This is a genomic window from Rahnella perminowiae, assembly GCF_019049755.1.
In the GTDB taxonomy this organism is placed as follows: Bacteria; Pseudomonadota; Gammaproteobacteria; order Enterobacterales; family Enterobacteriaceae; genus Rahnella; species Rahnella perminowiae.
This window is the reverse complement of the sequence record NZ_JAFMOS010000450.1, coordinates 1-9,917: the sequence shown is the minus strand read 5'-3', so window position 1 is coordinate 9,917 and position 9,917 is coordinate 1. Positions and strand designations below refer to the sequence as shown.

At 48.8% G+C, this 9,917-nt stretch carries 10 protein-coding genes and 1 pseudogene; all 11 read right to left on the bottom strand.

The features are described from left to right. Nucleotides 1–86, bottom strand: an 86-nt coding sequence (locus tag J1785_RS27015) for an STM2901 family protein (protein WP_476655350.1), incomplete at its 3' end; no start/stop codon positions are given. 171 nt (nucleotides 87–257) lie between these two features. After that, a complete protein-coding gene (locus tag J1785_RS07645; protein WP_217219166.1) occupies nucleotides 258–494 on the bottom strand; it encodes a hypothetical protein in 237 nt (78 codons plus the stop codon). Between the two features lie 1,014 nt (nucleotides 495–1,508). After that, nucleotides 1,509–1,643: pseudogene (gene lplA, locus J1785_RS07640) on the bottom strand (lipoate--protein ligase LplA); the annotation flags it as partial. Between the two features lie 95 nt (nucleotides 1,644–1,738). Then, nucleotides 1,739–2,218: an NlpC/P60 family protein gene (locus J1785_RS07635; protein ID WP_129951722.1), complete on the bottom strand. Its 480-nt coding sequence runs from the start codon at nucleotides 2,216–2,218 to the stop codon at nucleotides 1,739–1,741. Between the two features lie 154 nt (nucleotides 2,219–2,372). Continuing rightward, nucleotides 2,373–2,762 (bottom strand): 4-amino-4-deoxy-L-arabinose-phosphoundecaprenol flippase subunit ArnF, encoded by a 390-nt coding sequence (arnF, locus tag J1785_RS07630; protein ID WP_217219165.1) that lies wholly within the window; start codon nucleotides 2,760–2,762, stop codon nucleotides 2,373–2,375. Continuing rightward, nucleotides 2,759–3,091, bottom strand: a complete 333-nt coding sequence (gene arnE, locus J1785_RS07625; RefSeq protein WP_129951724.1) for a 4-amino-4-deoxy-L-arabinose-phosphoundecaprenol flippase subunit ArnE — start codon at nucleotides 3,089–3,091, stop codon at nucleotides 2,759–2,761. Before arnE ends, arnF begins: the two co-directional genes overlap by 4 nt. Continuing rightward, nucleotides 3,088–4,758: a lipid IV(A) 4-amino-4-deoxy-L-arabinosyltransferase gene (gene arnT, locus J1785_RS07620; protein ID WP_217219164.1), complete on the bottom strand. Its 1,671-nt coding sequence runs from the start codon at nucleotides 4,756–4,758 to the stop codon at nucleotides 3,088–3,090. Before arnT ends, arnE begins: the two co-directional genes overlap by 4 nt. After that, nucleotides 4,758–5,657 (bottom strand): 4-deoxy-4-formamido-L-arabinose-phosphoundecaprenol deformylase, encoded by a 900-nt coding sequence (gene arnD / locus J1785_RS07615; RefSeq protein ID WP_129951726.1) that lies wholly within the window; start codon nucleotides 5,655–5,657, stop codon nucleotides 4,758–4,760. Before arnD ends, arnT begins: the two co-directional genes overlap by 1 nt. Before the next feature lie 13 nt (nucleotides 5,658–5,670). After that, nucleotides 5,671–7,653 carry a bifunctional UDP-4-amino-4-deoxy-L-arabinose formyltransferase/UDP-glucuronic acid oxidase ArnA gene (gene arnA, locus J1785_RS07610; RefSeq protein ID WP_217139155.1) on the bottom strand — a complete coding sequence of 661 codons (1,983 nt, stop codon included), beginning with the start codon at nucleotides 7,651–7,653 and terminating at the stop codon, nucleotides 5,671–5,673. Beyond that, nucleotides 7,653–8,633, bottom strand: coding sequence for an undecaprenyl-phosphate 4-deoxy-4-formamido-L-arabinose transferase (gene arnC / locus J1785_RS07605; protein ID WP_129951728.1), 981 nt, complete (start codon nucleotides 8,631–8,633; stop codon nucleotides 7,653–7,655). Before arnC ends, arnA begins: the two co-directional genes overlap by 1 nt. Next, nucleotides 8,633–9,775, bottom strand: coding sequence for a UDP-4-amino-4-deoxy-L-arabinose aminotransferase (gene arnB / locus J1785_RS07600; protein WP_129951729.1), 1,143 nt, complete (start codon nucleotides 9,773–9,775; stop codon nucleotides 8,633–8,635). Before arnB ends, arnC begins: the two co-directional genes overlap by 1 nt. Between the last annotated feature and the right edge of the window lie 142 nt (nucleotides 9,776–9,917).

Genomic DNA, 9,917 nt, shown 5'->3' with positions numbered 1-9,917 from the left:
AAGATCATAAAAAGCATCTCACCAGCAGTTAAATTTGACTTACCCGCATAAAAGTAAGTTCCATTTAGTTCTTCAACCGTATCCATACCTTCCCCTTTTACGTGACGTCTAAAGAGTATACAACTGATTAAAATTATTAAACATTAAAAAGACTGTACGAAATATCTGAATTTAACTTCCTTCGTGATTTAGATCATTCAACGCGGTCTTCGTCTCATCATATAATTTCTAATATTCTGTTATGATGAACTATATTGTTACCCTTCTGCATTCATTAGTGATTTAATGTTATCAATACTGTCTTGTAGTTCTTTTAGTTGAGCATCAGATTTATCATTGTTTCCATATGCGTCTACAAACGCCGTGAGGCTGTTTAAATCTTTCTGTAGTGCTACGAGGTCTGTTACTAATAGATCGTCTGTAACGTTTTCTACGTAGCTTGTGTTAGCCATTAGGTAATCAGTACGTAATTCTGCTTTTGTTTTTTCTGCCATTTTATTTCCTTATAAGTTTTTGTAAAATTCTGCGGTAGCACGTAGTCCATATTTTTTATTCAAGTGTGTGTAACTTGCCGTGGTTCCCTTCTGTTCTTTGTATTTAGTCAGATAGTCCCTGATTACCTCCCTGAGTTCATTACCTATCGGGGAGCTATCACTTAGTGGGGATTTCTTGACAGTGTTATAAAGTCCGTTTGACTTCATTCCTTCTTTCTTCCAATTCGGTTTCCTTTTCTTCATAGTATGTTTCCTTAGTTGATGCCTTGCGGCGTGGCTCGGTGGCGACTTACGGATACTTGCCCAATCACTTTGTAGTAGTTGCTATTGGGTAAGTACTATTTGTTTTCACTTCTCAGTAGTCGAAAGGCCAAATAAAACGGGCGTTCTTTGACTTCCCGTAAGGGGCTGGCAAAAACGCAAGTATGATCTTATTATCGATTTTAGATAGACTAACGACCAAAGGGAGTTAGTCTATCTAAGACTGAAAATATGTAAGCGATTTAATCAAGAGAATTATTTTTGTTCGTTAAGGTGATTTTTAATATATAGTTCTCACAATGGCACCAATACCCCACATATAGCGGTATAATTCGGGTTGCAGCACTATATATAGTACAATTAAGCAATAAAAACTTCCCATTGTGAGAATAATTAGTTCTCATAAAAAAGTAAAATAATGAGAATGAAATTATTACTTTCCATTCTCAGATTCGCAATCATTGCCTCTAAACGCTTTATCATTTCTTGTGCAGATAATACTTCATCCTGCATCTTGTCCATCTTGGATGCTTTTATTTTTGTATGCCGATAGGCCAATATCTTGCCAGTACGTTACTTCACCATCAAACAAGTGCTTCTTAGACTCTAAGTAATGCTCTATACGGGTTGTTTATTCGTCTAAACCACTGCCTTCAGTTTGTGTCGTTTTACTAATACGGGTGTATACATGGGGCGGCGAGTCGTCATATTTAACCATCAAATGATAATTAGTCTCAAGTGTGTATACTAACTTAAAACCACAGTTTCGGCATTTCTCCAGAGGAATAACACACGTTGCGTGGTCATCTCACGGAAAATACAGTCTTCTACCGCCAGATTGAACCAGGGATCATAAGAATCGGAAAGTAATAGTCTGAGAGGTTTCATTGCATATTCATCCTGAAGAGTCTGCCCGGATAATAGCAGCAAAAAACAGGATGAAATACGCAGTGAAATCAGGGGAAATACGATTTGGTGCCGCGTCAGATGCGGCGCGCCTGCCAGTAGACTTTACGCCAGTAAACATTATCAAGCGAAGAACGGGTTACGCCCTGACTGGTCGAGGCATGGATAAACTGATCGGCCGTGTCATAGATACCGACGTGAAGACCATTTTCACCGCTGCCGGTTTTGAAGAAAACCAGGTCACCGGGTAATAATTCATCACGTGGTACTTTGGTGCCAATTTTGGTCTGGTCGGCGGTTGTTCTCGGCAGCACGACGCCAAATCGGTCACGGTAAGTGCGGAAGACAAAACCAGAACAGTCGACGCCGCTCGGTTGTAATCCGCCGTAACGATACGGGGCACCATGCCACTGGCTGAGCTGGTCGTTAAGCTCGGCCACGACAGTAATAGAATCGGCAAACCTGCCGCTTGGCGGCGGAGCGTGGCTGCTGCAACCGTTAAGAATTAATGCGGCAACAGCCAGCAGGGAATACATGGATACAGACGACCAGCGCATAGTGCATTCCTTCTCGAATAGCGTCACGGCATGACCAGACGCGAAGGTTTACGCGCACCGGATAAGTCGCCGTTATCTAAGAACTAATAGAATTTAGCGCTATTTTATCCGTCATCCAATGTTTAATGCTGTTTTTTATCGTCAGAAAATACATTTAATGAGATTTTTTTACGGGTTTACTGTGAATCAGCCAGACACCTGACAGGATAAGCAACCCGCCAAGGGTTTTACTTAAGCTGATGCTTTCATTGAACCAGGGCAAAGTGACTGCGGCCACATACACCAACACATAACTGAGACTCAGTAAAGTATATGCCCGGTTGAGCGGCAGATAATGCAACGCAAAAAACCAGCATCCCATCGATAAGACATAGCCACACAGCCCTGCAAAAACGGCAATCAATGCACTTAAATGACTCAGAATAAAGGGAACGTCTATCGCTGCCAGTGAAAACACCGGGATCTGCACCATGCCCCATTTCATCAGCAATTGTGCCGCAGTGACCAGCAACACGCTTCCCGTACCCCAGAGATATCCTTTCATAAGCTGAAACTCATTACGGCTATACCACACATGATCAGCCCAACGCCGCACCAGTGACGCGCATCGACAACTTCACCGAAACACCCGCGGGCACAGAGCGTGATGAAAACGAAATTCAGACTGAGCATGGGATAAGCCAGGCTCAGCGGCAGGAGTTGTAATACCCGCAACCATAACAGCATGGCGATACCGAGCAACAATATCGCCAATCCGAGCCAGCGTAAAACCTTCGCCATGCCCTGCCCGGCGACCTGTGCGGCCTGCTTCTGACAAAGCTGACCGGCACAGGTGATAACGCTGACGGCAAGAACCAGAAAGAAACCGGTCATGGCAGTTTTTTGTAGAACAGCAGCGCCTGACGATCAACTTGTACCTTTTGATCCGCAGGAGGCAGAGAGGATTTTACGGCAGCATTACGGTCAAGCCTGAGGACCAGAGAGACGTTTCCTTCCTGGCGTGCTTGTTGCAGCCATTGTGAAAAATGCGCCGCATCGACAAAATTGTTCCTGGCATCCGGATAACTCAGACCGTATTGCAACTCACCCTTTTCATCAAACATCAGAATGTCACTGCGTTTGAGCGTCCACGCGATTGCGGTCGCCACGCCCACGTTGTCTGTCAGTACATAACGACTGTCTTTTAACAACGCCATATTTTGTGTCAAAAAGGGCTGTGGCTGTTTGGAATCCATCACTTTCTTAGGAACAGCCTGTCCGACCAGCAACGCCAGCACCAGCGGGCAAAGAGCAGCCCAATACCAGCGCTTTGTCAAATCCGTCAGCGATATGGCTCCCGCCAGCGCCCATACCGCAAAGCACAGAATACCAATCAGCGCATGGGGTAACTCCGAACGGCTGAACACGGCTTTAATGTGGAACGGCAAAATTCCGGATATCACCAGTACAGCGGCCGCCATCAGAAGACCAAAAGTGATGTTGATCACACCATTCGCTTTCAGTGTACGCAATTTCCCTGACTGACAGATTTGATTGAGATGATCGGCCATCAGCAAGGCAACCGGCGCAAAGCACGGCAAAATATAGGTCGGCAGTTTACCTTTGGCGATGCTGAAGAAAATCAGCGGCATGATTGCCCAGCTCAACAGGAAAAATAATTCCGGTCGTACGACCCGTTTAGTCCAGCCCGCCCGCAATGCGCCAGGTAACAGTCCGAGCCACGGCAGCGCGCCCAGAAAGAGTACCGGCAGGTAATACCAGAAAGGTGCCTTATGCTGAGCATCAGCCTCAGCAAAACGCTGAATATGTTCAACCCAGAAGAAGTAATTCCAGAAGTCAGGCTCACGGTGTGCTATCGCCAGCACCCACGGCAGGCTCAGTGCCGCCGCGCTCACAATCGCCAGCGGGCCCCAACCAAGCAGGGTTTTAAAACGCTTCTCGCGCCAGATAATCGGCAGTACGGCAATAACCGGTAACGCCAGCGCCAGAAACCCCTTCGTCATGAAGCCCATACCGCAGGCCAATCCCAGCGCTATCCAGCTTATGGTTTTTTGCGGTCTAGGCGAAACCCGCAGGCAGAACCAGGTCGCCACCATGGCCGTGGTCATCCACAAGGTGATCATAGGATCCAGAACACTGTAAGTGCCGATACTGAACACCAGTGTCATGGAAAGATAGATCAGCGCCGCTGTATAAGCCGTCTGGCGGTTACGCCACATAAGATGTGCCAGCCAGAACACCAGAATGGCACTCAGCAGGGTGCTGAATACCGAACCAAAACGCACAGCAAAATTACTGTCACCAAAAATCATCTGGCTGATGTTGTTAAACCAATAGCCTGCCACCGGTTTTTCAAAGTATCGCAATCCGAGAAGATGAGGCACAACCCAGTCGCCGCGCTGGAGCATTTCGCGGCTGATTTCAGCATAACGGGTTTCATCAGGTTGCCATAACAGGCGGCTATTAAGAGGAACAAGATATACCAGCGCGAAAAACACCAGGATCAGGGTGCTCCATACGCCTTTAATTGTTTTCGACATCAGGAAAAACCTTCTTGCTGACAACCTAACCAGCCTTCCCTTCCCGGGAAACTGGCGCGAACCACTTTGCCTCTTGGCAATGAACTCAGATCTTGCGGCAGCAACTCACCCAGCGCGCAAAACTGTATCCCCTGTGCAGATGCACGGGTCAGTAATTCATCGAACTTTTGAGCCAGTGACATGCCTTCTACTTCCGCATGAATGGTATAAACCGGTACACCGCTATCTTTCGCAATAGCATCAAGAATAAAGTCGTTGAAGTTATCGGCGTTAATCTCACCGCCAGCCACTTCGTCATACGTCGGTAACGTCACAGGAATCTGTACGGTACCCAATGTTCCATTTTTCAGTACCGGCAGGAAAGGTCGCGTTCCGCGGCAATCACTGTTGTAGTAAAAATGGAAACGTTCTTTGACTTCAATGACCCGCTCATCGGCACGCCAGCCCGCCACCGCCGAGCATTCAACATCGTGACCCAGACTTTTTTCCAATGCATCCAGCCCCAGCCGGATTTGCTCTTCCAGCTGTTTCTCGGACCATTTCCCCACTTTTGCCTGCCAGCCCTGATGATCCCAGGCATGCAGCCCCACTTCATGACCCCGTTTGGCGGTTTCTTTCATCAGATAACCGAGATCACGTGCGATAGGTTTACCCGGCCACGCAGTGCCTGCCAGTAAAATATCCCAGCCGTAAAGGGACGCCGCATTAGAACGCAGCATTTTCCACAGGAAGCGCGGTTTAAGCAGGCGCCATAAATGACGCCCCATATTATCCGGGCCAACGCTGAAGAAGAAACTGGCGGTAATTTTATGATTGGCAAGCGTTTGCAGAAGCTGAGGGACACCCTCGCGGGTGCCACTCCAGGTATCCACATCAATGCGCAGACCCACTTTCTTCATGACGGGCACCCTGTCAGGCTTTGTCAGCGTCAGGATTTACTGAGCGCAGGAAGAAATCCAGGGTTTCAGCAACGGTTTTATCCATACCAATTTCCGGTTTCCAGTTCAGCAGACGACGGGCATTTTTGATGCTCGGCGTACGATGCTCAACATCCTGATAACCCTTACCGTAGTAAGTGCTGCTTTCCACCAGATTGAAACCGGCAAACGGCGGGAACTGCGCGCGCAGCGGATGCGATTCAAAGCTACTCAGCAGCATCTCTGCCAGTTCACGAATACTTGCTTCGTTGGTCGGGTTACCGATGTTGATGATCTGACCATCACACAGATTGTCACGGTTTTCGATAATGCGGAACAATGCTTCGATACCGTCGTTAATATCAGTGAAGCAACGCTTCTGCTCACCGCCATCCACCAGTTTGATAGGCGAGCCTTCAACCAGATTCAGGATCAGCTGAGTAATGGCGCGGGAGCTGCCGATACGCGCGGCATCCAGATTGTCCAGTCGTGGACCCATCCAGTTGAACGGGCGGAACAGGGTGAATTTCAAACCTTCTTTCGCACCATAAGCCCAAATCACGCGGTCCAGCAACTGCTTAGAAACAGAATAAATCCAGCGTTGTTTGTTGATCGGGCCGACAATCAGGCGGGAATGATCTTCATCGAATTCTTTGTCATCACACATACCGTAAACTTCAGATGTTGACGGGAAGATGATGCGCTTTTTGTATTTCACACAATCGCGGACGATTTTCAGGTTTTCTTCGAAATCCAGTTCGAATACACGCAGCGGATTACGGGTGTATTCGATTGGCGTTGCGATAGCCACCAGTGGCAGAACAACGTCGCATTTTTTGATGTGATATTCGATCCACTCTGAATGGATGCTGATATCACCTTCCACGAAGTGGAAATGCGGATTGCTCATGAAGCGGCTGACCGCATCGGAGCTGATATCCAGACCATAAATTTCATAGCGGTCTTCGCGCAGCAGACGCTCACTCAGGTGGTTACCGATGAAACCATTTACGCCGAGGATTAACACGCGGGTACGACGTTTCATCACCGCCGTTGGCAGTGTCGCGACACGCATATCCGGCATGATGCCCAGTTCAAGCGCCAGTCGGGAGCCCTGAACATACAGACCGTTTTCGCTCTGGCCGGCCAGAATTTCCAGCGCACCTTCGCCACAGGCGATGGTCAGCGGATCAGAAGAAAGCACGGTGCCCGGTTGTTTGTCGTGCTGAGTAGTCAGCGGACGTGCACGCCATACAGTCAGTTTACGCTGTCCCAGATAAGAGAACGCACCCGGGTAGGGTTCAGTCACCGCACGGATCAGGTTATTGATTTCTGTGGCAGATTTGTGCCAGTGAATTTCACCGTCTGCTGCAGTACGGCGGCCAAAGTAGCTGGCCTGCGTTTCATCTTGCGGGGTCAGGGTGAGGTTGCCCGCCTTCATTTCAGGCAGCACATCCGTCAGTAAGGCTTTAGCCGCTTCACGCACTTTGGCATGAAGTTTCAGCGCAGTATCATCGGCAGTAATAGCCACTTTACGCTGACCAACGATGTCGCCTGCGTCAGGACGTTTAACCATTTTATGCAAGGTCACGCCCGTTTCAGTTTCGCCATTCAGAAGCGCCCAGTTAACCGGTGCACGACCGCGATAACGCGGCAACAATGAACCATGCAGATTGAAGCCACCCTGCGGTGCCAGAGATAAAATCTCTTCGCTCAACATATTGCGGTAGTAGAAGGAGAAAATAATATCGGGCTGTAAAGCACGGATGCGGTCGACCCACAACGGATGGTTAACATCTTCAGGCGCATAAACCGGCAAATCCAATTCAGCACCCTGACGCGCAACGGAAGAAAAGAATTGGTTCTCATTCGGGGAATCAGTGTGGGTGAAAACCGCCTGAACATCGTAACCCGCATCAACCAGAGCCTGTAAACCAACACAACCAATATCATGATAGGCAAATACAATCGCTTTCATCACTCTTCTTCCTGACTGTTGTCTTCGGTACGAACGCCGACGACTTTTTGAACAAAATAACGGGGACGTGCACGAACATCGTTATAGATCCGCCCGATGTATTCACCGAGTAACCCCATACCGACAAACTGCGCACCGATAAACATGAATAACAATGCAAATAGCGTGAACACGCCTTCCGCAGCCCATTCCGGGCCGTTAATAAGGCGCATTAAAATAAGGAAGACCGCAAGAACGAAACCGAAGATGGCGATCGCACTGCCGACAACACTGAGCATTCTCAGCGGTGTTGTAGTCAGACAGGTGATCAGGTCATACATCAGATTGATCAGTTTCATCAGACTGTATTTGGAATCACCAAATTCACGTTCGGAATGCTGAACCGGAATCTCCACGGTTTTGCGCGCGAATGTGTTAGCCAGGATAGGAATAAACGTACTGCGCTCATGGCAGTGCAGCATGGCTTCGATGATGTGACGGCGATAGGCCCTTAACATGCACCCGTAGTCACCCATCGATTTACCGGTAGCGCGCTGGATCATCATGTTGATCATTCTGGACGCGGTTTTACGGAACCATGAATCACGACGGTTAGCACGTACAGTGCCGACAACGTCATAACCTTCATCCGCAGTGGCGACCAGACGTGGAATTTCTTCCGGCGGGTTTTGCAGATCGGCATCTAAGGTAATAACCAGATCACCCGTAACATGGCTGAAACCGGCCATTATTGCGGAGTGCTGACCATAGTTACGATTGAGTAAAACAGCAATGATATGACTGTCAGGTTGTTCGGCAGCAGCAGAAAGCATATCGCCGGAGCTGTCGGAGCTGCCGTCATCGACCAGAATGATTTCATATTGCTGGGTTAATTGTTGGCAAGCGGCCTGCGTGCGCGAAAGCAACGCTGGCAGGCTTTCTTCTTCGTTATAGACCGGAATAACTACCGAGACTTTACGGATAGGTTCGTAATGCGCCACTACTGCGCCTCCAGAAGAGAAAAAAGAGCTGCGACAACGCGATCCACATCGCTGTCCTGCATATCAGGGAACAACGGCAGACTGCACAGACGTGCGGAATTCCATTCGCTGTTTGGCAGATTCAGGTGCGGATAACGTTCGCGGTAATATTTTTGGGTGTGAGCGGCTCGGAAATGTAAACCGGTTCCGATGCCCTGCTCTTTCAGGCGTTCCATCAGTGCGTCACGACTGATACCACAACGCGCTTCGTCCACACGTATCATGAATAAATGCCACGTATGCAGATGCGGATAAGCCGGCACATTCATGGGCAGATACGGTGAGCCCTGTAATTTATCCAGATAACGCTGGGCCAGCTCCGCACGGCGGGCATTCATTTGTGCCAGACGCTTAAGCTGCACGACAGCGACAGAGGCATGAATGTCGGAGAGATTATATTTAAAGCCTGGCTCGACCACTTCAGCCTGCGGTTTCCGCCCCAAAACCTGACGATCAAATGCATCAACAGCCAGACCGTGGAATTTCAATGCACGCACTTTATCAGCCAGAGCATCATCATCCGTGGCAATCAGGCCGCCTTCGGCGCAGGTCATATTTTTGATTGCGTGGAATGAGAAGATTGCGGTGCCCCGGGCTCCAATCCAGCGGTCACGATATTTGGTGCCTGCAGCGTGCGCGGCATCTTCTATTACCGCAATATTGTGCTGATTTGCCACGGCATAAATAGGGTCAAGATCTAAAGGCGCGCCCGCGTAATGAACGGGAATAATTGCTTTGGTTTTTGGCGTTATGGCTGCGGCAACCGCTTCGGCACTGACCATTAACGTGTCAGGATCAACATCAATCATGACCGGTTCTGCGCCGAGCAAAACAATCATGTTGAGGGTGGAAACCCAGGTCTGAGAAGGGGTAATCACTTCATCGCCGGGACCGATGCCGAGCGCCATCAGGGTGACGTGCATGCCGCCGGTGGCGGAACTCACCGCAATAGCATGTTTACAGCCGAAAGCGGCAGAAAAATCCTGTTCAAGCTGATGTGTCTGTGGCCCGGTGGTGATCCAGCCAGAGCGTAATACCTGCCCCACAGCCGCTATTTCTTCTTCGCCCATAGACGGACGGGAAAAAGGCAAAAAGTTTTCCATTACGCTATCCCAAAAAGGTAATTAACCGGTAATGACTGTAGACCGCATTTATTTAACAGTAAGTAAACGCCGCCATGAAATTATGGATCTTATGATGTCGGTTTAATCTTAATTTAACCTTAAGGTTTTGCCAGTTTTGCGA